Origin of the sequence: Bilifractor sp. HCP3S3_D3 (assembly GCF_052063915.1) — a bacterium.
Taxonomy (GTDB): domain Bacteria; phylum Bacillota; class Clostridia; order Lachnospirales; family Lachnospiraceae; genus Bilifractor.
Genome location: NZ_JBQHWP010000006.1, coordinates 41,481 through 61,907, shown reverse-complemented (window position 1 = coordinate 61,907; position 20,427 = coordinate 41,481). Strand labels below are relative to the sequence as shown.

The window sequence follows — 20,427 nt, the reverse complement described above, 5'->3', positions numbered from 1 at the left end:
CGCGCCGTATATTATACCAAAATCACCCCATGTTTACCATCACCTGAATGCAGTTGATCCGGCTTTCCTCTGCCCGCGTCTGTTTTTTCAGATAAAAACCCTGAAGAGCTTGCTGTTAATAAAATATTGTTGTTAACGCCCATGTATAAGCACTAATATTTGTGAATTGTGCCCACGCCCCATCAAATACGCCCCTTGAAAATTGTAACTAATGCTCTGTTTCCCACTCAAATATCGTTGTCCATTATGCGTTATACATAATTAACGCAGTTTTCACGCACTTGTATATCAATATTTTGTATCAAAAACATTTACCCCGCACTGTAAATATTGTATAATTATATCAAAACATCCCTCTGACTTACCAACACAGATGTACACTGCATATAAGATGGATGTTCACGAAATTTCCAAAGAAAGCGGGGTTCATTTTATGAGTCAAAATAATATGCTGGCCATGATCCTGGCCGGCGGACGCGGAAGCCGTCTGAAAGATCTGACGAACAAGGTTGCCAAACCTGCCGTTTCTTATGGCGGAAAATACCGCATCATTGATTTCCCTCTGAGTAACTGCGCCAACAGCGGCATCAATGTTGTCGGTGTTCTGACACAGTACGAGTCGGTGCTTCTGAACAGCTATGTAGCACAGGGCCGCCGCTGGGGTCTCGATTCCAACGGAAGCGGTGTCTTCGTACTGCCGCCTCGTGAGAAGGCCGATGCGGATCTCGATGTCTACCGCGGAACAGCAGACGCCATCTCCCAGAACATCGATTTTATCGATTCCTATGATCCGGAATATCTTCTGATTCTCTCCGGCGACCACATCTACAAGATGAACTACGACAACATGCTTGCCTTCCACAAGGAGCACAACGCTGACGCCACCATTGCGGTCATCGGCGTACCGATGAAGGAGGCCAGCCGTTTCGGTATCATGAATACCGATGAAAACGGCAAAATTATGGAGTTCGAAGAGAAGCCGGCGGAGCCCAAGAGCAATCTTGCATCGATGGGCATCTACATTTTTAACTGGAAACTTCTCCGCAAGCTTTTGGTCGCGGACATGAAGAATCCGGATTCCAGCCATGACTTCGGAAAGGACATCATTCCGACGCTTCTCAATGACGGCAAGTCCCTGTGGGCGTACCAGTTCAAGGGCTACTGGAAGGATGTCGGAACCATCGACTCTCTCTGGGAGGCGAATATGGATCTGCTGGATGACAAAAGCGGTCTGAACCTTGAGGATCCCGCATGGAAGATCTACACAGAGGATGCCTCCGCACTCCCGCAGTATATCGGACCGAACGCGCAGATCAAAACCGCCTTCATCACACAGGGCTGCAAGATTGACGGTTCTGTGACGCGTTCTGTTCTCTTCACCGGTTCTGTCGTGAAGCCCGGCGCGAAGGTCACAGATACGGTTCTGATGCCCGGTGCCGTCGTGGAAGAAGGTGCCGTTGTCACACGTGCCCTCGTAGCAAACAATGTCAAGATCGGCCCGAACGCCGTTGTCGGTGACGCCAACAGCGAAAGCATTGAGCTTGTCGCAAAGAATGTAAAGGGGGAGGAATAAATCATGGCAACCGCATTTGGAATTATTACGTCGTCCGCCAATCATATCAAAATCGCGGGAATGCAGGACTATCGGCCTATGGGCGCGTTCTCCTTTGCCGGAAGATACCGTGTCATCGACTTTCCGATTTCCAATATGAGCAACAGCGGCATCGATAATATTCAGGTTTATGTAAGAGAGAATCCGCGTTCTCTGGCTGAGCACCTGGGCAATGAAGGCTCATTCAACATCAACTCCAAGAAGGGTAAGCTCCAGCTTCTGTTCTCTGACAACAGCACCGCCAATGATGTATATAATACAGATATTGCGGCATTTGCCGAGAACATGAACATCATCGCCAGAAAGGGACAGGAGTATGTCATTATCGCGCCGAGCTATATGGTATATACGCAGGACTACAATGAACTTCTCGAACAGCACGTCGCTTCCGGCGCGGACATTACTCTTCTGTATCACCATGTGAATAACGCAAAGGAAAACTATCTGCACTGCGACACCCTCGACCTCAACAAGCAGAAGGGAGTTCTTTCCATCGAGCGCAACACAGGAACCGCCAACGCGAAGAACATATTCATGGATACCTACGTAATGAAGAGAGATCTGTTCATCTCTCTGGTCCGGGAAGCCCAGAAGCTCTCCTCAATCTACACCCTCTCACAGTTCATCAACTCCGAGGTAAATGATCTGGATGTAAGAGGTGTCGCTCACCGTGGATATTTCGCGACGGTTACCGATTTCAAGAGCTATTTTGAGGCGAATCTCGATCTGATCGATGTAGACAACGCCAACAGCCTCTTCCATGATAACTGGCCCATCTACACCGTTACCAGTGATGCCGCACCCACAAAGTATTACGAGCAGGCTGAGGTAAGGAACTCCCTTGTCTCTAACGGCTGCTCGATTAAAGGCCTTGTGGAAAACAGCGTCATCGGCCGTGGTGTAACCATCGAGGACGGTGCTATTGTGAAGAACTGCGTCGTCCTCGCATATTCCAGGATCGGCAAGGACGTACATATCGAGAATCAGGTTGTCGACAAATGGGCGCAGATCATCCACGCGAAGGAGATCATCGGAACTCCGGAAAAGCCCGGATACATCAAGCGTGACGACATCCTCTGACCTGAGAGGCAGGCCGCGCAACACCTGACAAACGTCCTGAAACAGGGGGCCGGCTGTGTCCGGCCGGCAAACATGCCCCACGACATGGGGGCATATCCTCGGTCTGGCAAGCGCTCTCTGATATAGAAAGAGGGCTTTCACACGAATTCCATCGCGTGAAAGCCCTCTTTTTATTCTGTTCATTTACCCGGTGAAGCCTCACCCGACTAAAGTCATGAGAATGCGGCGGTATCCTATTCAAATCCGGCTTCGGTCCGCCCAGTCTTACAGACCGCTCAATCAAACACTGCCACGGCTCCAACCGGGCATATGTCTCTGCACTCTCCGCAGTGTCTGCAATCCTCCTGACGGATCACCGCCATGCTGCCCTTCAGATCAATACAGTGCTGCGGACACCTGGTGATGCACTTCCCGCATGCCATGCAGCTGCTCTGTATATAATATTCATTCTCCTCATCCATGATACGTCTCCGTCAACCGCCTGTCTCAATCCTCTTCAATTCCTCCAAGAAGCTTGTAAAGCAGCCGATACAGTTCTTTTGCCTCATCCGGCTCAAGATTCACACACTTTTCCATCTTCTTCGGAACCTGAATCGCCCTCTCCTGCAGATCTTCGCCGCGCTCCGTAATCTGCACCATAAGGTTGCGCTCATCATGGGTCGAACGATGCCGGATGATATATCCCTTCTGCTCCAGCTTCTTCAGAAGCGGCGTCAGTGTCCCGGAATCCAGAAACAGACATTTGCCAAGCTCCTTGACATTCGTCTGCTTCTTCTCCCAGAGAACCATCATGGTAATGTACTGGGTATATGTAAGATCCAGCTCATCGAGGATCGGTTTATATCTTCGCACAACCTCCTTCGAGGCTGCATATAACGGAAAACAAAGCTGATTTTCCAGCCGGATACAATCATATTTACTCATTCTCAAAAACTCCTTCAAGCGCAGCAATTAATTGCTTGCAATTAGATTATACCCGATATTACAATTCTGTCAACCTTGCATTTCCGGCCGTTCACCGCTGGTTTCCCGCTGGTCTCCCCTCCGGTTACGCTCTCCTTGTTTCATCATCCTTGCCCCGGCCGTGCGCCTCATCGGCCGCCCACTGATGACTGCGAAATTCACGGGGAGAAGTATGAAAATGTTCCATAAATACACGATTAAAGGTTCTCTGACTGCCGAACCCGACATCCATACAAATGTCCGTAATCGGCTCATCGGTCCGGTGAAGCAGTTCGGCGGCATATTCCAGCCGGACTTCATTCAGATATTGATTGAAATTCCGATGGAAGGTTCCGGAAAAAATTCTGGACAGCGCATACGGACTGATTCCGAGATCATGCGCCATCTGCGTCAGCGTGAGCGGTTCCCTGAACTTTCCGGTAATATACGAAACCATGCGGTAAATGATATCGTCGCTGCCTACCATAGACTTGTCAATCAGTGTAATACATGGCAAACATCTCGCCATGATCACGTTCACATATGCCTGCTGGAGAACCTCCCGGATCCTGTTTTCCGGAGAGCCTTCCGGCCGCCATTTATAATAGAGAGAGCTTCCCTGGTCCAGCTTGTACAGAGTATCCAGCGCATAACGAATATCCGGATGCACATTTTCAGCTGCGATAACCGGATATTCCGGAGATTTCTGCTGCATGACAGACCCGAAAGCATCTGCCATGGAAGGCGAAGCAAGAAGATAATATGCCATGCACTCAGAGCTGTCGAATACCTGATAATGATGAATCAACTCCGGAAAGACAATGCCCAGATCACCTTCCTCCATGTGGTACAGCATATCTCCTACCCCGAGCTCCAGCGTACCCTTCATGACATATACAAACTCCAGCGATTTGTGAAGATGTGGAGAAGCATGAACGGACTGCCTCAGCTCAATTTGCAAATTATTCTTAGTCTCGGTATATAATGGAAGCATACATCCTCCTCCGCAAAAAATGTCTTCTTTTTTTAAAGTACCTGGCATGTATTATAACAAATACGGGTGTATTCTACAAACATAAATGAAACAAGGTTATTCGTAAGCGGTGATTCGGGGTTTTTACAATCCCTGACACAATGCTCCGCAGGCGTGTGTTGGATCATCAGAAGTCCGACCCTACGCTGCATCTAACCGGCCAGCCACAGCCATTTACTATGGCTTTCATATAAATCCTTTCACTTTCATCAAAGGAAGTCCTGTATAGTATCCCCCTTTCAATTTCAACTATACAGGACTTCCGTTTTATTTACGCGAACAGTGAGCCGCAGCCGAATGCGAAGTATTCGTGTGCGGCGAGCGTCGCGATAGCGAGATAAAACTCGCGCAGCGTGTTTTATCTCGTTATTCTGTTTTATCTGTCTTGTTTTAGCTACTCTGTCCTTCCTACTATGTCCTTTCTTCTTTGTCCTTCCTACTCTGTCTTTTCTATTCTGTCTTTTCTGTTCTGTCTTTTCTGTTCCGCTTTATTCTGCATTATCGCCTGGCATTACTTCCCGATCCCTGCTGTAGAACGGTACATCCTTCATCTGCTCCTCCTGGATAATTGTCAGGGTATGATAGAAATCCTCGATCTCTTTCTCGCTCATCTTGCCCTCAACCTTGTCCAGAACTCTGTCTACATACGAGCTGCTGACATTATAGTAATCGATGTACTTCTGCGTGACCTGAAGGTAATACTCCCTGTGATCCTGCCTTGACCTGATCTTCTGCAGATATCCCTTCCGGATCAGACTGTTCACCTTATAGGCGGCATTGGGCGACGAGATTTGAATAAAACTGGCAAATTCATTGATCGTCGGATTCTTCATGGCATAGATTACTTCCATGCAGAAGGTTTCCACCGTGGTGAGCGTCGCCTCACGGTTGTCAAAATTCCGGAACACCTCCCGGTAAAAGTGCAGCTTGAAGTTTGTATACACCTCTGTGAAAAGCTCCTTCGTCTTCCTTGCTTTTTCTTTTAGCTCATCTCCTGCAAAACTCATAAATACCTCCCCCGGACTGCGAAATATAGAATAATCCCCCATACGATACATTGTGCCATACACTGTATAAGCTACGGATTGCTCCGTGCTTCGCACTCTAGCAATCCTAATAGTAGCACATCCGGAATATCTGCGCAATTTGTCCGTATCGCTTTCGGATCTTTCCCTCTGCGTTGTGAATAACAATTGATTCTGCATCGTAAATGGAAAATCATTCTGCGTTCAGAGTTCTGATTTATTCTTTCGGGTCTGTTATTGCAAAAGAGAGTTCGGCCGTAACAGCAGTCTTACCGTCCACAGTGGCGACTGCTTTTCCAAAACCTATGGGGCCTTTTCTTCCGATTATCTCGCAATGCATCTCAATGACGTCTCCGGGTATAATCGGTCTGCGGAACCGCGCCTGTTTGACACCGCCGAAAAATACAAGCTTCCCCTTATTCTCTTCTTCCGTCAGCAATGCGACGGCACCGGTCTGAGCAAGAGCTTCAAGGACCAGAACGCCCGGCATCACCGACTGTACCGGAAAATGTCCGCAGAACTGCATCTCGTTGACCGAGACGCATTTGCGGCCGTCTGCATACTTACCGGGCTCACAGGCTGTGATCCGGTCCACCAGCAGAAACGGGTAGCGATGGGGAAGTATTTTTTTAATTTCATCTGAATTAAACTGCATGGTTTTCTGCTCTTTTCTCTCACTTGAATGAAGCTATGTCTGTATCTGATTTTCACTCATTTCCATGGCATAATGCCGTGACCTTTTTTACTTTCCATTCCCATGCACGATGCCATGATTTTTTTCACATTCAAACAACAGTTTGTTGTCAGCTGTTTTTCCCTTCATCGGAACTGTCTTATGCTTTCCGAAATACAAGGGTGACGTTATGTCCGCCAAATCCGAAGGAGTTCGAAAGCGCATAGCTGATTTTCATCGGATAGCCATTTCCCGGAACAACATCCAGACTGCATTCCGGATCCGGAACCTTGTAGTTCACAGTAGGCGGAACAAAATCCCTCTGAACTGCCTCCACCGTGATCACCGCTTCTACCGCTGCGCTCGCGCCCAGAAGATGACCGGTCATGGATTTTGTGGAGCTTACCCGGACACGTTTCACATCGTCGCCGAAGATCCGGCGGATCGCCGCTGACTCGCAGGAATCATTCATCTTTGTGGATGTCCCGTGTGCATTGATATAATCTACCTCTGCAGGTGAGATACCCGCATCCTCCATTGCCAGACGCATGCATTGCTCTGCTCCGGTTCCTTCCGGCGACGGCGCCGTGATGTGATAGGCGTCACAGTTTGCCCCATATCCCACAATTTCCGCGTAAATCTGAGCTCCGCGTTTTCTGGCGTGCTCATATTCCTCGAGAATCAGTGCGCCGGCTCCCTCGCCCATAACGAATCCGCTTCTTTCTGCGTCGAACGGAATTGATGCACGCGCCGGATCGGCAGCTGTCGTAAGTGCCTTCAGGGAAGTGAATCCTCCCATGCACAGAGGTGTGATTGCCGCTTCGGCTCCTCCGGCTACCATGACATCGCCGTATCCATCACGGATATGTCGAAAGGATTCTCCGATCGCATTTGCCGCGCTGGCACATGCGGTTACGACAGAAGTGCACATTCCGTGCAGTCCGTATTCGATTGCGATGTGACCGGCAGCCATATTTGCAATTGACATCGGTATGAAATAAGGCGATACACGGTCATATCCTTTCTCCATCCCGCGAACCTTTTCGTTCTCGATTGTCCCGATGCCCCCGATGCCGCTCGACATGATGACGCCCCACCTGTCTCTCGGCTCATCGAGCCCGAGAAGACCGGAATCGGTCATCGCCTGCTTCGCCGCCACCATGGCGAACTGTGTGTAGCGGTCCATCTTCCGTGCCTCCCGCTTATCCACGTAGTCGTCCAATTTGAGATCTTTTACTTCACCGGCAAGCTTTACCTTCTGCTCTGCAGGATCATAGAGCGTGATCGGTCCGATCCCGCATCTGCCTGCCTTTACACTGCTCCAGACCTCTTCCTTGTCATTTCCGATCGGGCATACAATTCCGAGCCCGGTAATCACTACTCTTCGTCTCATGTGTTTCTCCAATCTGTCCATTTCTCAGAATCTATTCTGCCGTCCACTCCGGTATCTTCTTCTGCCATCTGCGCCGGCAGCTTTATCTTCTGCCGTCCACTCCGGTATCTTGTTCTGCTGACCTCTCCGGCCTCTTCTTCTGCCATCTGTGCCAGAGTCTTATATTCCGCCGTTCCTTCTTCAGCATCCCATTCCGCCGTCTGCGCCGAGCACCTGACCGGTGATATAGGAGGCTTCCTCCGATGACAGAAAGGCGACCGCCGCGGCAACCTCTTCCGCCCTGCCTGCACGTCCCATCGGTATCCCCGAAAGCATGGCCTCCTTTGCGGCATCCGAAAGAGCTTCCGTCATCTCCGTATCGATCATTCCGGGGGCAACGGCATTCACCGTTATATTCCGCCCTGCGAGTTCCTTCGCCAGTGATTTTGTCATCCCGATAATCCCCGCCTTGCTGGCCGCATAATTGACCTGTCCCGGATTCCCGTGAATTCCCACAATGCTCGATATACTGACAATCCTTCCATATTTCTGCCGCAGCATAATCCTCGACGCCTTCTTCATACAGTAGAAGGTGCCATACAGATTCACGTGAATGACTCTGTCGAAGTCCTCCTCCTTCATCATCAGCAGCAGGCTGTCCTTTGTGATTCCGGCATTGTTCACCAGAATATCAATTCTTCCGGTCAGCTTCTGCGCCTCACGGAACATCCGGTCACAATCCGCGCTGTCGGATATATCCGCCTGCACCAGAAGCGTCTGAACTCCGCATTCCCGGCAGAGTCTTTCCGTTTCCTTCGCTGCCGCCTCATTATGAGAATAATTGATCACGACATGGATTCCCTTTTCAGCGAGCGCTCTGCAGACCGCTCTGCCGATTCCGCCGCTGCCTCCGGTTACTATTGCTGTCTGATTTTCTGAATTCATAAATATAATCCTTTCGTTTGCTGCAGGCGGAAACCCACTGCCTTTTGGTTGCTGGTAGTTGACAACCTTCTGCATAGCAGTCTTCGCGCTCTCACAGAGACACAATCTTCTTCTCTGTTAAACCGCTCTTGTAAACGATGCAATGCCGCCGCGCTCTCACAGGGCCGCCACATCCTCCGCCGTATCAAGTGAGACGGTTTCCATTCCTTTTACCGTCCGGCTGACAAATCCGGCAAGCACATGTCCCGGACCGATCTCGATGATTTTCTCGACGCCGGCATCCTTCAGCCACTCGATCGTCTGCGCCATCCTCACACTCGACATCACCTGTTTTTCAAGCAGAGCGCCAATCGTCTTTCCATCAGCCTGCGTGTACGCAGACGGGCTCAGGGAGGTATCATCGATCCGTCTTCCTCTCGTGTCCGACGGACCTCCCAGCGTGTTGAAAAGAACCGGAATGCTCATTTTTCCGAACGCTGTCCTTCCGAACAGATCATGAAGCTCCTGGGAAGCGGGAGCCATCAGCGATGTATGAAAGGCAGAGCTCACCTTCAGCTCCATGCACCTTCTCGCGCCCTCTTCCTTCGCAATCTCCTCGGCCCGGGTCACAGCTTCTGCAAAACCAGAGATTACATTCTGTCCTTTTGCGTTGTAGTTGGATACTTCCACAATACTCCCGGTCTCTTTTGCAGCCTTCTGCGCGATCTCCGCCGTCTTTTCAGCAGGAAGTCCCAGAATGGCGCACATTTTTGTATCCAGTCCCTCTCCGGCTCTCGACATCGCCTGCCCGCGGAATGCCGTAATCCGGATCAGCTCCTCGGTGGAAAAAACGCCCGCCGCATGCAGCGCGCTGTATTCGCCGAGGCTGAGTCCTGCCACATAATCCGGACGGATTCCACGTTCGGTCAGAACCGCTGTCATTCCCGCGGCAAAGGCAGCCAGACACGGCTGGGTGTAAGCAGTCCGCGAGAGCTCCTCCTCCGGCCCCTCAAACATCATTCTCTTCAGATCAAAATTCAGCACCGCGTCCGCCTTGTCCACTTCTTCGGCAAATGTCGGATATGCCTCATACAAATCCCTGCCCATGCCGGCATGCTGGCTTCCCTGACCGGCATACAAAAATGCTGTTTTCATGACTGACTCCCTTTCTCTTATTGAACTCCTGCTGATTTCTTATTTTTCTTAGTGATCAGTTGTTGATCTCTTATTTCTCTTATATCTCTTATTGATGATCCGCACTCCCGGATGCGATATTCCTTGAAAGACTCCCGGCTGTTTCCTGTGCCCCGCGCATGATAGACTCGAAGATTTCCGCGACTGGACGGATTTCCTTCAGCTGTCCGCAGACCTGGCCCGCCATCAGCGATCCCTCAGATGTATTTCCATCAAACACCGCTTTTCGAAGAGAACCGAGCGTGAATTTTTCCAGCTCCATCTGTTCGGCTCCCTCTTTCTCCCTGCGGATATACTGCCGGGCCATCTTGTTTTTCAGGATACGGGTCGGCGAATTCACCGTCCGCCCCGTAACAACCGTGGCATTGTCCCCCGCCTTCAAGATTGCTTCCTTATAATTCTTATGTATCGGACATTCGCTGCTCACCAGAAGGCAGGTTCCCATCTGCGCTCCGCATGCGCCGAGAGCAAAAGCAGCCGCAAGCTGTCTTCCGTCCGCAATTCCTCCGGCTGCAATCACCGGAACATTCTCTGGAAGAGCGTCCCGCATCTGGGGCACAAGCGTCATTGTCGTCATCTCACCGACATGGCCTCCGCTCTCCGTTCCCTCTGCGATAATTCCGTCAACGCCGTCCCGTACCAGACGAAGCGCAAGCAGCACACTGGCAGATACCGGAAAAATCAGACTCCCGCTTTCCTTCCATCTGGAAAGGTATTTTCCGGGGTTTCCCGCACCTGTTGTGATGACGGGTATCTTCTCCCTCGCGACCAGATCCGCCATCTGATCGGTATCCGGATTCATCAGCATCAGATTTACTCCGAAAGGCTTATCCGTCAGAGAACGGCAGATGTGAATATTTTCTTCCAGTTTTTCAACATTCATTCCGCCCGAGCCGATGATGCCGAGCGCGCCCGCATTCGAGCATGCCGCCGCAAACTCCCCTGTAGCAATATTTGCCATTCCGCCCTGAATAAACGGATATTTTGTTCCTGTTATCTCATTCAGAAATTTCATGTTCTGTGCCTTTCTTCTGTATACATGCCTGCCGCTGACAAAACCGCTTTTTCACCTGCGGTCTGCCACAGCAAGGCTGACCTCTGACCCTTTTTCCGCTGGTGCGCATTTCCTGGCAGATACTTAAGAATCCAGATGGATATGCAACACTCCCGGGCATGCTCTTCCGTTTCGCTATACATTGATTCTTCAGAATTCCAGATAGCAGCCGCCCCAGGTAAGACCTGCGCCGAATCCGATGCAGAAGATCCTGATGCCCGGCTTCAGCATCCCTCTGTCTTTCATGTCCGCCAGTGCCAGGGGAATGCTGGCCCCGGACGTATTGCCATATTCCTGCAGATTCATAAAAAACTTCTCCTCCGGAAGATTTTTCTGTTTCCGGACATAGTCGATAATTCTGCTGTTTGCCTGATGACAGACGATGTAGTCAATCTCTTCCGCAGGGACTTTGCTCTGTTCCGCCATCTGATCGATCTCGGCAGCAAGTACACGCACCGCAAAGCGGAATACCTTCCTGCCATCCATCCTGAGATAGCCGTCTTTCATGATTCCTGCCGCATACGATTCCGTAATCTGAAGCGGGTTTTCGGATACAATCCTTTTGCCCCTGTACTCCATGGCCGGAATCTGGTTTCTTCCGACGGTATGCGCATAGAGGGCACTGCGGTCTCCCTCCGCTGCAGTGTGGCAGAAAAATCTTTTTTGAGACGAGCCGCGCACAATCGCCGCCGCCGCTCCGTCACCGAACAGCACGCTCACGGATCTCTCCGAGAAATCCAGCATCTTGGAGAGCTGTTCTCCTCCGATCATCAGCGCGTACTTCCGCTCTGACCGGCAGGCGGCTTCTGCATTCATCAGCGAATAAATCAGCTGGAGTCCATACACAAATCCCGAACACGCCGCATTAATGTCAAATGCGGGAACACCGCCCGGAATTCCAATATTCTCCTGTACGGCACAGGCTACGGACGGAACCATGTAATCCGTGGTGCAGGTTGCACAGATCACAAGTCCGACTTCCTCCGGGGCGATTCCGGCGTCCTCCATGGCCTTCCGGGACGCCTCCGTCGCCAGATCCGTGAGGCTTTCCTCACCTGTGCACAAATGCCGCGACACAATACCGGTTCTGCTGCGGATCCACTCGTCTGAAGTATCCATATATTGCCTGAGATCCTCGTTAGTCAGTCTGGTTTCCGGCACTGCCTTTCCCAGACCAATGATTTCAATACCATTCATATGTCTGTATGATTTCCTGTCTTTTTTCTTTTCCACATGCCGCCACCTGTTCCATATCAGCTTCTCTAGCCGATTTCACGATATTTCCGGTATCTTTGCTCCACAAGAGCCTCGCCGTCCTCTTCTTCCAGTTTTTCGAGCTCTGTCTCCAGATTTTCCCGGAGAATCCGGCACATCCCCGGAAGATCTCGCTGCGCGCCGCCCTCCGGTTCCGGAATTACACGATCGGCAACGCCCTGATTCAGAAGGTCTTCCGCGGTCATCCTCATAACCTCCGCAGCTTCCCTGCATTTCGAGGCATCCTTCCAGAGAATACTGGCAAATCCTTCCGGAGATAACACCGAATACACGGCATTCTCCAGCATCCATATCTCATCACCGACACCGATTGCCAGGGCTCCTCCGCTGTTTCCTTCCCCGGTGACAATGCTGATCACCGGAACCCTCAGCGCACTCATAGCCGCAAGATTTTCGGCAATCGCCGCGCTTTGTCCGTTCTCCTCTGCCTCTTTCCCGGGATAAGCCCCCGGTGTATCGATAAAGGTTACAACCGGACGTCCGAACTTTTCAGCTTCCTTCATCAGGCGCAGCGCTTTCCGGTAGCCCTGAGGCTCCGGCATTCCAAAATTGCATTTCATGTTCTCGGCCAGATTTTTGCCTTTTCTGTGTCCGATCACTGTAACCGGTCTTCCATTCAGGAGTCCGATACCCCCGAGAATCGCAGGATCCTCTTTCCCGGTTCGGTCTCCGGAAAGCTCAAGAAATTCTTCAAAAATTCCCTCGATATAGTCCGTAATCTTCGGGCGGTTCTTGTCTCTCACGAGCCGCACCCGGTCGTACGCGCCCGGCTTGCCGGGCTCATCCATTTTCTGTGTGTCCTCCCTGCAGGAGGATGCCGTCTCCGCAAAACCTGCTGCCTCTCCCGCAGCCCCGGTTCCCGGCTTCTCTATCACGGCAGTCTTCCCCGAACTATCCGGACATTCACACGCGGCATTCTGCTTCGAAGCTTCCGGCTCCTCACACGCAGCATTCTGTTTCGAAGCTTCGGCATTTGCGAGTGCCGTGCGCTCGCGATTTCCGGCATTCCGGTTCCCGTCCTCCAGCTCCGGTACATATTCTCCGTCTCCGTTTCTGTCCGATTTGAACCCGTGAAGCTTCAGAATCAGCGTGATCTCTTTCTTCTGATCCTGCTTCGGCACAATTTTATCCACGAAGCCGTGTTCCAGCTGAAACTCAGACCGCTGAAATCCCTTCGGAAGTTTCTCGCCGATGGTCTGTTCGATCACCCTCGGCCCTGCGAAACCGATCAGTGCACCCGGCTCTGCCAGCGTAATATCTCCCAGGCTCGCATAGCTCGCGCTCACACCTCCGGTAGTCGGATTCGTCAGCACCGATATATACAGTCCTCCGTGCTCCCGCAACCGTTCCACCGCGGCACTCGTCTTCGCCATCTGCATCAGGGAAATCATTCCCTCCTGCATTCTCGCCCCGCCGCTCGCAGAAAAAATAATCAGTGGAAGTTTTCTTCTGTCTGCTTCTTCGATCGCAATCGTCAGTTTTTCTCCCTCAGCACTTCCCATGCTGCCCATCATGAAATTTCTGCTGAGTTCTGCACCGACCGCCGGAATTCCGTTGATCCTCCCGACTCCCGCGACACATCCCTGCGGTTTCTCCGAGATTTTCCGGTTCTCCTCAAGCTTCCTGCCATACCCGGGAAAACTCAGCGGATCATCTGTCTTCAGATCCGGCGCAAACTCTTCTGAAAATTTTCCTCCGTCAAAGAGGGCTGTCAGGTGTTCGCCGACCGGACGGCGGGCAGTCTTCTTTTCGCGCATCTTCCGGAAACCCAGAAGAGTTTTTCTTCTGCCGAAAAAAATGCCGTCCGCCGTATTGACCTTAGCATCTAGCAATACTGTTCCCAGGATACTCTTACTCATGATTTCTCTGCTCCCCTAAATCGGACCTTACGCTTTCCGGCTTTCTTCACCGTAATGAAACATGTACGTCTCCAACTGAACCCCTGAATCGGACCTTACGCTTTCCGGCTTTCTTCACCCCAGCGGATGATGGCATCTGTATTTTTCTCCAGAAATCCCGTGTCGACATTCCCGGTCAGAAAATCATTATTAAACAGGATCAGATACAGAAAATCGATGTTCGTGTCGATTCCCTCGACCGTCATTTCCTCAAGCGCAACCCTCATCTTCCGGATCGCCTCAAGCCTTCCCGGCGCATGAACAATCACCTTCGCGATCATCGAATCATAGTACGGGCTTACCGTGCATCCGGAATAAATTGCGCTCTCGATGCGTACCCCGTTGCCGCCCGGAAAATGAACAAAAGGTACATCCCCGGGACACGGAGCGAAGTTCCTCGCGGGATTTTCCGCGTTGATCCTGCATTCAATGGCATGCCCATTCAAATGAATGTCACTCTGCTTGTACCCGAGGGACAGGCCCGCGGCGATCCGGATCTGTTCCCGGATCAGGTCCACGCCTGTCACCTCCTCTGTCACCGGATGCTCCACCTGGATTCTCGTATTCATTTCGATGAAATAGAAATGATTCTCTCTGTCAAGAACAAACTCCACCGTTCCCGCGCTCACGTAATGAACGGCTCTGGCGGCCTTGAGCGCTGCCTTGTGAATTGCTTCCCGCTGTCTGGAATTCAGAATCCTTGCGGGACATTCCTCCATCAGTTTCTGATTCCGCCGCTGCATGGAGCAGTCCCGCTCACCAAGCTGTATAATATTGCCCTTTGTATCGCCCAGAATCTGCACCTCAATGTGATGCGGATGCAGGATGAGTTTTTCAAGATACAGCGATCCGTCTCCGAAGGCAGCTCTCGCTTCCGCCTCCGCGCTTTCAAAGGCGTTCCGGATTTCCGACTCGTCAAAGGCGGTCCGCATTCCTCGTCCTCCGCCTCCTGACGTAGCCTTGACAAGCACCGGATACCCGACCTTCTCCGCGACCTCAGCCGCTTCCTTCCAGTCTTTCAGAATCCCGTCTGAACCCGGAACCACAGGCACTCCATGCTTTTTCATCAGCGCGCGGGCGCTCTGCTTGTCACCCATTTCCCGGATCATCCGCGAAGAAGGACCGATGAAGGTGATTCCATTCTTCTCACATTTTTCCGCGAAATCCGCATTTTCAGATAAAAATCCATATCCCGGGTGGATGGCATCACAGTGATATGCCTTGGCTGCCTCGATCAATGCCTCCTGATTCAGGTAGCTTGCGGCCGCCTGCGCAGGACCAATGCAGACAGATTCTGTCGAAAACTGTACCGGAAGGGAATTCCGGTCTTCCGAGGAACAGGCAGTCACGGTGTCAATTCCCATTTCCTGACAGCATCGCAAAACCCGCATCGCGATTTCTCCCCGGTTTGCAATCAGTACTTTCTTGAACATCTCAATTCTCCCCGATCGTCATCAGAACAGCGTCATATCCGGTAAAGGCGGCGTCCTTTGCCTTGATCTCCCGAACGATGCCGTCGCACGGAGCGGGGATCTCATTCATCATCTTCATGGCCTCTACCAGTCCGACGATATCCCCCTTCTTCACGCTCTGTCCTTCCTCGACATACGGCTTCTCTCCTGGTTTGGATGCCCGGTAGAAAATACCCGCCAGCGGAGCTCTTACAGCAACCGTACCTTCCGGACTCCCGCCCGCCTTGTCATCCTTCTCTCCGGCAGGGCTGCCTGTCCCGGATCCAAAACCATTTCCAACGTCTTCCGAGGAGCCAGCCGATGCCGTATCCGATTCAGAAGCCGCCCGTACCTGCGCTGTCCCGGACTTTGTATCTGTATCCGCAGATACTGCCGACATTCCTTCCCTGCCGGCCGGCGCAACAGAGAAATGACCAGTCCCCGGCTCATTTCTGAATTCAAGAGTTTCTTCCTGAGTCGAATATCGAAATCTGGTCAGCCCCGATTTTCCAAAACTCTCCATCAGTATCTGAAGCTCTTCCACTGTATAACTCATTCCTGCCCTCCAAAATCGTCCGGACTTCTGAACGAATGCGACTACGGCCGATCCCTTCCAGAGCGGTCTGTGCCCGGTATCCTGCCCGTCCGTGCGCGGTATCCTGTCCGTCTGTGCCCGGTATCCTGTCCGTCCGTGCCCGATATCCTGTCCGTCTGTTCTCAGTCTTCCTTGTGATCCTCGATATATTTCACAACACTCTCCACCGTATGCAGGTTCGGAAGCTCCTCATCCGGAATCGAAATACCGAAGTTCTCTTCAAGAGCCATCATCAGCTCAACAACATCGAGTGAATCTGCCTTCAGATCCTTGAAGAAATCCGATTCCGGGCGAATCTCGTCACCGTCAAAGCTCAGTGTGTCGATGATAATCTCTTTTACCTTTTCAAATGTATCCATTTTCATTCTCCTTATCGTCATTCTAGCGTTAATTACCTTCAATTATTTAGTTAAATAATTTTAGGTTTTTGTTTCGAGGGTTACTATACTGCTGCTCAATGCAGATGTCAATATATTTCAAATTATTTATTTAAATATTTTTAAATATAAGATGGTGAAAGATAAAGGGGCTGCCGCACCAGAATATCGTGCGGCAGCCCCAAGGCTCCCGAAAGGAGAATGCTCATATTCACTTATACAAAGCCCATGGATCGCAGAAGCCAGATCCAGAACGTCAGCGTAAATACGCTGCAGAGAGTCGTGATCATCACGATTCCCGACGACACAACTCCGTCGTGTCCCATATTCTTTGCCATCACATAACCGGCAACCGTGCTTGCGGATCCGAGCATGATCAGCGCCGCGATCAGCTTCTCCGTCCGGAATCCGAGCCAGATCGCCACGGGAAGAAAAAGTGCGGCGAAACCGATCAGCTTCAGGAGCGATCCGGTAAGAATCGGAGCCAGCCGGCCGCGGATGCTGCCGAAATTCAGACTTGCACCCATTGCCAGAAGCCCCATCGGGCTCGCGAGCCTGCCAATGTATTCGATCGTTGTCTGAAACATCACCGGCATCTTCAATCCGGTCAGCGCCCACGCAAACCCCAGCACAATTCCCCAGATAATCGGATTCGTGACAATCCCCTTCAGCGCATGGCGCAGCTGCTTTCGGTCGAGGCCTTTCGAGCCTCCGCCCATCAGCGAAAGGACCAGAACCGCCATCACATTGTACAGGGGAACGCAGCCGAGCATCATCAGAGGCCCCATGGTTGCCTTCCCGTAAATATTCTCAATGTACGCCATTCCCAGAAGCGAGGCACTGCTCCGGTAGGATCCCTGGACAAACTCGCCCCGGACCTCTCTGTCCCGGAATACGAACGAGACCAGAATACCGATTCCCACACTCACCAGCGTCGCCAGAAAACAGAACAAGACATACTCCGTATCCCACACCTTGAAGAAGTCCACCGAATCCAGCTGGCCGAACAGACTCACCGGAAGGGCTATCCGGAATACAAAGGTATTCATCCTGGACGCAAACGCCTCCCCGATGATATCTTTTTTTCTGAAAAAATATCCGAGCATCATGACCAGGAAAATCGGAAGCGTCGCATTCATGCTAAAGATCAGGTTTGACATAATTACACATACTCCTCCAGCTTTTCCTGATCCAGTATGACAAGGGTCTGTCCTTCATTCCGGATAATTCCCTCGCGGACCATCGCGCTGATTTCTCTGGAAAGAGACGGTCTGGTCACATTCAGGTAATCCGCCATCTCCTCGCGCGGCATCACCCGGACACGGTTATCGCCGCCCTGCCGTTCGATCAGAAGCCTGGCGATCTTCTCCCGGATGCTGGAGCTCCCGAGAATGCGCAGTCTCCGGTTCATCATATAGGCCTTCGCGGCGAACATCCCAAGCTGATTCCGCATCATTTTTTCCGCGATCTTCGCACATGCGTCTTCACATTCCCCGGAAAGCAGATCCGCGGCCACCATCAGAATCGATGACGGCTCCATCGTCTCCGCATACATATCATACGCGGGAAGCTGCTTGAACACATAGATCTCCCCGAAGGTATCCCCGGGATCCGTGATTCTGGACAAAATCATCCTCTTCCCGTTCATGGTGTCCTGAGCAATCAGAAGATTTCCCGTGACCAGAACCATGATATCTTTCGGTCGGTCTGATTCCTCAAAAATGCGTTCTTCTCTTCCGTACTCCCGGAAACGCAGATAATCACTGTCCAGAAGAACCTCCAGTTCTTCCTCCGCGAGCCCCCGGAACAAATAGCTCTTCTTCATCGCGTCCTTGCAATTCTTCCTGATTTCCGCATTTCTATCACGCATGTTCCGGAGCTCTCCCTTCTAAAACAGATCTGGTAAGTCGTGCCACATACTGTATAAGTCCCTGCGTCACTTCGCTGCTTCGCAGCTTCCGTGGGCCAAGAACATTGCGACTGGACTTATACAGTAAGCCCCTGCTGGCCGAACCGGCCGCAGAGGACTTCGAGTTCATACCTTATTTGCAGAGATCCGCTACAACCTTACTGATGGTCTTTCCGTCCGCCTTGCCTTTCAGCTCCGGCATGACCGTCTTCATGATCTGCCCCTTGTTCTTCGTCGCAATGACATCGGCAAATCTGCCGGTCAGAACCTCGCGGATCTCCTCCTCAGACATCATCTTCGGCGCATAAGCTGAGATGATCTCATAGCGGTTCCTGTACTCCTCCTTCAGATCCGCGCGCGAATCCGGACAGCTGTCATACTGCTCCTTCGCGGCGCGAAGCTCCTTCATGATCGCCCGGTCCGTGATCTCCTCCGTAATATTGTCACGGCTTCCCTCATCAATCGCGATCTTCTTCGCCCCGGAAACCAGCGCAGCTATTGTATCCTTTCTGATTTTGTCGCGAGCCTTCATGGCCGCGATCATATCCTTCTGTAATTTCTCAAACTGCATTCTTAAACACCTCTTTTCGGTCTACAGTATATCACGGCACACGCACACGGCGCAAATAAAACAGCTGCACTCTCCCAATCCTGCAGGAATGAGCACTTCCGCGCCATTTCGCGCTCTGTTGCAGCACCAGCAATTCCATTGACTTTTCTTTCCCTCGTGTTATATAATCTGCGCAGACATGTGTCTTGTCACGTATCCGGACAGAACACCTGCACTGACAGAATAGCTGCTCCGAACGGAACACCTGCACTGGCAGAATAGCCGCTCCGGCGCAGGTGGAAAATCGGAACGGCAGACAAAATGGGGAAAGGAAGAAAAGGAGAAAAAAAGAAAAATGGAAAAGTTCAAGGCGTTTCTTAAGAAAAAGAACATAGAAATATCCCTGAAGCGCTATGGCATCGATGCGCTCGGCGCCATGGCTCAGGGACTTTTCTGTTCTCTTCTAATCGGCACCATCATCAACACCATCGGTACCCTGTTTCACATCGGAGCTCTCTCCGCTACCGTGGCAACCGTTTCCGGTGTTGACTACACCGTAGGCGGCCTCGCCATGGCGATGAGCGGACCGGCGATGGCCGTTGCCATCGGACGGGCTCTTCAGTGCCCGCCCCTGGTCCTCTTCTCACTGATCACAGTCGGTTTTGCTTCGAACGCCCTCGGAGGCGCAGGCGGACCGCTCGCAGTACTATTTGTCGCAATCATTACCGCGGAGATCGGGAAGATGGCCGCCGGAGAGACCAAGGTCGATATCCTTGTCACACCGCTCGTCACCATCGGTGTCGGTGTCGCCCTTTCCGCCCTGATCGCGCCACCACTCGGAAAACTTGCGATGATGGTCGGCAATTTCATCATGTGGGCGACAGAGCTGCAGCCGCTCCTGATGGGCATTCTGGTATCTGTCGTCGTCGGAATTGCTCTGACCCTTCCGATTTCCTCAGCCGCAATCTGTGCGGCTCTCCAGCTCACCGGCCTCGCCGGCGGCGCCGCCGTTGCCGGCTGCTGCGCCCAGATGGTCGGATTCGCTGTGATGTCCTTCCGCGAGAATAAATGGGGAGGTCTGGTATCCCAGGGAATCGGAACCTCCATGCTCCAGATGCCCAACATCGTAAAAAATCCAAAGGTCTGGATTGCCCCGATCGTCACCTCCGCCATTACCGGACCAATCGCCACCTGCGTCTTCCGCATGCAGATGAATGGGCCGGCGATTGATTCCGGAATGGGCACCTGCGGTCTCGTCGGACAGATCGGGGTCTTCCAGGGCTGGCTGAATGATATCGCTGCCGGGACGAAGACAGCGATAACCGCCAGCGACTGGATCGGACTGGTTCTGATCTGCTTCATCCTTCCCGCCGTCATCTGCCCGCTGATCAATCAGTTCTGCCGCAGAAGAGGCTGGGTAAAGGACGGAGATCTCACCCTGAAGCAGAATTGACCCGTCGCCT

General features: G+C 51.9%; 21 protein-coding genes. 3 read left to right on the top strand and 18 right to left on the bottom strand.

All coding sequences use genetic code 11. The annotated features are described in order from the left end of the window. Positions 1–433: 433 nt before the first annotated feature. Together ACTNDI_RS05110 and glgD are read left to right on the top strand one after the other, a co-directional pair. A complete protein-coding gene (locus ACTNDI_RS05110; protein WP_441099677.1) occupies positions 434–1,573 on the top strand; it encodes a glucose-1-phosphate adenylyltransferase in 1,140 nt (379 codons plus the stop codon). 3 nt (positions 1,574–1,576) lie between these two features. Further along, positions 1,577–2,692: a glucose-1-phosphate adenylyltransferase subunit GlgD gene (gene glgD, locus ACTNDI_RS05105; RefSeq protein ID WP_441099676.1), complete on the top strand. Its 1,116-nt coding sequence runs from the start codon at positions 1,577–1,579 to the stop codon at positions 2,690–2,692. A 275-nt stretch (positions 2,693–2,967) separates the two neighbouring features. Here glgD and ACTNDI_RS05100 read toward each other — a convergent pair whose 3' ends face one another. The 18 genes from ACTNDI_RS05100 to ACTNDI_RS05015 form a co-directional block, all read right to left on the bottom strand. Beyond that, positions 2,968–3,153, bottom strand: a complete 186-nt coding sequence (locus ACTNDI_RS05100) for a 4Fe-4S binding protein (protein WP_441099675.1) — start codon at positions 3,151–3,153, stop codon at positions 2,968–2,970. Between the two features lie 25 nt (positions 3,154–3,178). Then, positions 3,179–3,616, bottom strand: a complete 438-nt coding sequence (locus ACTNDI_RS05095; protein ID WP_441099674.1) for a MarR family winged helix-turn-helix transcriptional regulator — start codon at positions 3,614–3,616, stop codon at positions 3,179–3,181. Positions 3,617–3,740: 124 nt separating this feature from the next. Further along, entirely contained in the window at positions 3,741–4,628 is an 888-nt protein-coding gene (locus tag ACTNDI_RS05090; protein ID WP_441099673.1) for an AraC family transcriptional regulator, read from the bottom strand. Positions 4,629–5,155: 527 nt separating this feature from the next. Continuing rightward, positions 5,156–5,674 (bottom strand): MarR family winged helix-turn-helix transcriptional regulator, encoded by a 519-nt coding sequence (locus tag ACTNDI_RS05085; protein WP_441099672.1) that lies wholly within the window; start codon positions 5,672–5,674, stop codon positions 5,156–5,158. Between the two features lie 235 nt (positions 5,675–5,909). Then, complete coding sequence (fabZ, locus tag ACTNDI_RS05080; protein ID WP_441099671.1) at positions 5,910–6,347, bottom strand: 3-hydroxyacyl-ACP dehydratase FabZ; 438 nt, start codon at positions 6,345–6,347, stop codon at positions 5,910–5,912. Between the two features lie 178 nt (positions 6,348–6,525). Then, a complete protein-coding gene (gene fabF, locus ACTNDI_RS05075) occupies positions 6,526–7,758 on the bottom strand; it encodes a beta-ketoacyl-ACP synthase II (RefSeq protein WP_441099670.1) in 1,233 nt (410 codons plus the stop codon). Next, positions 7,755–7,904 carry a hypothetical protein gene (locus tag ACTNDI_RS05070; RefSeq protein ID WP_441099669.1) on the bottom strand — a complete coding sequence of 50 codons (150 nt, stop codon included), beginning with the start codon at positions 7,902–7,904 and terminating at the stop codon, positions 7,755–7,757. Before ACTNDI_RS05070 ends, fabF begins: the two co-directional genes overlap by 4 nt. Before the next feature lie 34 nt (positions 7,905–7,938). Further along, entirely contained in the window at positions 7,939–8,682 is a 744-nt protein-coding gene (gene fabG / locus ACTNDI_RS05065) for a 3-oxoacyl-[acyl-carrier-protein] reductase (RefSeq protein ID WP_441099668.1), read from the bottom strand. Between the two features lie 156 nt (positions 8,683–8,838). Beyond that, positions 8,839–9,816: an ACP S-malonyltransferase gene (locus ACTNDI_RS05060; RefSeq protein ID WP_441099667.1), complete on the bottom strand. Its 978-nt coding sequence runs from the start codon at positions 9,814–9,816 to the stop codon at positions 8,839–8,841. Between the two features lie 88 nt (positions 9,817–9,904). After that, positions 9,905–10,870 carry a nitronate monooxygenase gene (locus ACTNDI_RS05055; RefSeq protein ID WP_441099666.1) on the bottom strand — a complete coding sequence of 322 codons (966 nt, stop codon included), beginning with the start codon at positions 10,868–10,870 and terminating at the stop codon, positions 9,905–9,907. A gap of 189 nt (positions 10,871–11,059) precedes the next feature. Then, positions 11,060–12,142: a beta-ketoacyl-ACP synthase III gene (locus ACTNDI_RS05050; protein WP_441099665.1), complete on the bottom strand. Its 1,083-nt coding sequence runs from the start codon at positions 12,140–12,142 to the stop codon at positions 11,060–11,062. A 29-nt stretch (positions 12,143–12,171) separates the two neighbouring features. Continuing rightward, positions 12,172–14,043, bottom strand: a complete 1,872-nt coding sequence (locus ACTNDI_RS05045) for an acetyl-CoA carboxylase carboxyltransferase subunit alpha (protein ID WP_441099664.1) — start codon at positions 14,041–14,043, stop codon at positions 12,172–12,174. A 95-nt stretch (positions 14,044–14,138) separates the two neighbouring features. Continuing rightward, positions 14,139–15,515, bottom strand: a complete 1,377-nt coding sequence (gene accC, locus ACTNDI_RS05040) for an acetyl-CoA carboxylase biotin carboxylase subunit (protein ID WP_441099663.1) — start codon at positions 15,513–15,515, stop codon at positions 14,139–14,141. A 1-nt stretch (position 15,516) separates the two neighbouring features. After that, positions 15,517–16,089 (bottom strand): acetyl-CoA carboxylase biotin carboxyl carrier protein, encoded by a 573-nt coding sequence (locus ACTNDI_RS05035; RefSeq protein WP_441099662.1) that lies wholly within the window; start codon positions 16,087–16,089, stop codon positions 15,517–15,519. Positions 16,090–16,250: 161 nt separating this feature from the next. Then, complete coding sequence (acpP, locus tag ACTNDI_RS05030; protein WP_441099661.1) at positions 16,251–16,487, bottom strand: acyl carrier protein; 237 nt, start codon at positions 16,485–16,487, stop codon at positions 16,251–16,253. A 233-nt stretch (positions 16,488–16,720) separates the two neighbouring features. Further along, on the bottom strand, positions 16,721–17,665 hold the full coding sequence (locus ACTNDI_RS05025; RefSeq protein WP_441099660.1) for an AEC family transporter: 945 nt from the start codon (positions 17,663–17,665) through the stop codon (positions 16,721–16,723). A gap of 2 nt (positions 17,666–17,667) precedes the next feature. Beyond that, positions 17,668–18,375, bottom strand: a complete 708-nt coding sequence (locus ACTNDI_RS05020; protein ID WP_441099659.1) for a Crp/Fnr family transcriptional regulator — start codon at positions 18,373–18,375, stop codon at positions 17,668–17,670. Between the two features lie 172 nt (positions 18,376–18,547). Continuing rightward, positions 18,548–18,985 carry a GatB/YqeY domain-containing protein gene (locus ACTNDI_RS05015; RefSeq protein WP_441099658.1) on the bottom strand — a complete coding sequence of 146 codons (438 nt, stop codon included), beginning with the start codon at positions 18,983–18,985 and terminating at the stop codon, positions 18,548–18,550. A 334-nt stretch (positions 18,986–19,319) separates the two neighbouring features. Here ACTNDI_RS05015 and ACTNDI_RS05010 point away from each other — a divergent pair, with 334 nt between their 5' ends. Next, positions 19,320–20,417 (top strand): PTS transporter subunit IIC, encoded by a 1,098-nt coding sequence (locus ACTNDI_RS05010; RefSeq protein WP_441099657.1) that lies wholly within the window; start codon positions 19,320–19,322, stop codon positions 20,415–20,417. The last annotated feature ends 10 nt before the right edge of the window (positions 20,418–20,427 follow it).

Bases quoted from the DNA above. Each gene is read 5' to 3' on its own strand.
- ACTNDI_RS05110 (WP_441099677.1), top strand. From the start codon at position 434: ATGAGTCAAAATAATATGCTGGCCATGATCCTGGCCGGCGGACGCGGA.
- glgD (WP_441099676.1), top strand. From the start codon at position 1,577: ATGGCAACCGCATTTGGAATTATTACGTCGTCCGCCAATCATATCAAA.
- ACTNDI_RS05100 (WP_441099675.1), bottom strand. From the start codon at position 3,153: ATGGATGAGGAGAATGAATATTATATACAGAGCAGCTGCATGGCATGC.
- ACTNDI_RS05095 (WP_441099674.1), bottom strand. From the start codon at position 3,616: ATGAGTAAATATGATTGTATCCGGCTGGAAAATCAGCTTTGTTTTCCG.
- ACTNDI_RS05090 (WP_441099673.1), bottom strand. From the start codon at position 4,628: ATGCTTCCATTATATACCGAGACTAAGAATAATTTGCAAATTGAGCTG.
- ACTNDI_RS05085 (WP_441099672.1), bottom strand. From the start codon at position 5,674: ATGAGTTTTGCAGGAGATGAGCTAAAAGAAAAAGCAAGGAAGACGAAG.
- fabZ (WP_441099671.1), bottom strand. From the start codon at position 6,347: ATGCAGTTTAATTCAGATGAAATTAAAAAAATACTTCCCCATCGCTAC.
- fabF (WP_441099670.1), bottom strand. From the start codon at position 7,758: ATGAGACGAAGAGTAGTGATTACCGGGCTCGGAATTGTATGCCCGATC.
- ACTNDI_RS05070 (WP_441099669.1), bottom strand. From the start codon at position 7,904: ATGGCAGAAGAAGAGGCCGGAGAGGTCAGCAGAACAAGATACCGGAGT.
- fabG (WP_441099668.1), bottom strand. From the start codon at position 8,682: ATGAATTCAGAAAATCAGACAGCAATAGTAACCGGAGGCAGCGGCGGA.
- ACTNDI_RS05060 (WP_441099667.1), bottom strand. From the start codon at position 9,816: ATGAAAACAGCATTTTTGTATGCCGGTCAGGGAAGCCAGCATGCCGGC.
- ACTNDI_RS05055 (WP_441099666.1), bottom strand. From the start codon at position 10,870: ATGAAATTTCTGAATGAGATAACAGGAACAAAATATCCGTTTATTCAG.
- ACTNDI_RS05045 (WP_441099664.1), bottom strand. From the start codon at position 14,043: ATGAGTAAGAGTATCCTGGGAACAGTATTGCTAGATGCTAAGGTCAAT.
- accC (WP_441099663.1), bottom strand. From the start codon at position 15,515: ATGTTCAAGAAAGTACTGATTGCAAACCGGGGAGAAATCGCGATGCGG.
- ACTNDI_RS05035 (WP_441099662.1), bottom strand. From the start codon at position 16,089: ATGAGTTATACAGTGGAAGAGCTTCAGATACTGATGGAGAGTTTTGGA.
- acpP (WP_441099661.1), bottom strand. From the start codon at position 16,487: ATGGATACATTTGAAAAGGTAAAAGAGATTATCATCGACACACTGAGC.
- ACTNDI_RS05025 (WP_441099660.1), bottom strand. From the start codon at position 17,665: ATGTCAAACCTGATCTTTAGCATGAATGCGACGCTTCCGATTTTCCTG.
- ACTNDI_RS05020 (WP_441099659.1), bottom strand. From the start codon at position 18,375: ATGCGTGATAGAAATGCGGAAATCAGGAAGAATTGCAAGGACGCGATG.
- ACTNDI_RS05015 (WP_441099658.1), bottom strand. From the start codon at position 18,985: ATGCAGTTTGAGAAATTACAGAAGGATATGATCGCGGCCATGAAGGCT.
- ACTNDI_RS05010 (WP_441099657.1), top strand. From the start codon at position 19,320: ATGGAAAAGTTCAAGGCGTTTCTTAAGAAAAAGAACATAGAAATATCC.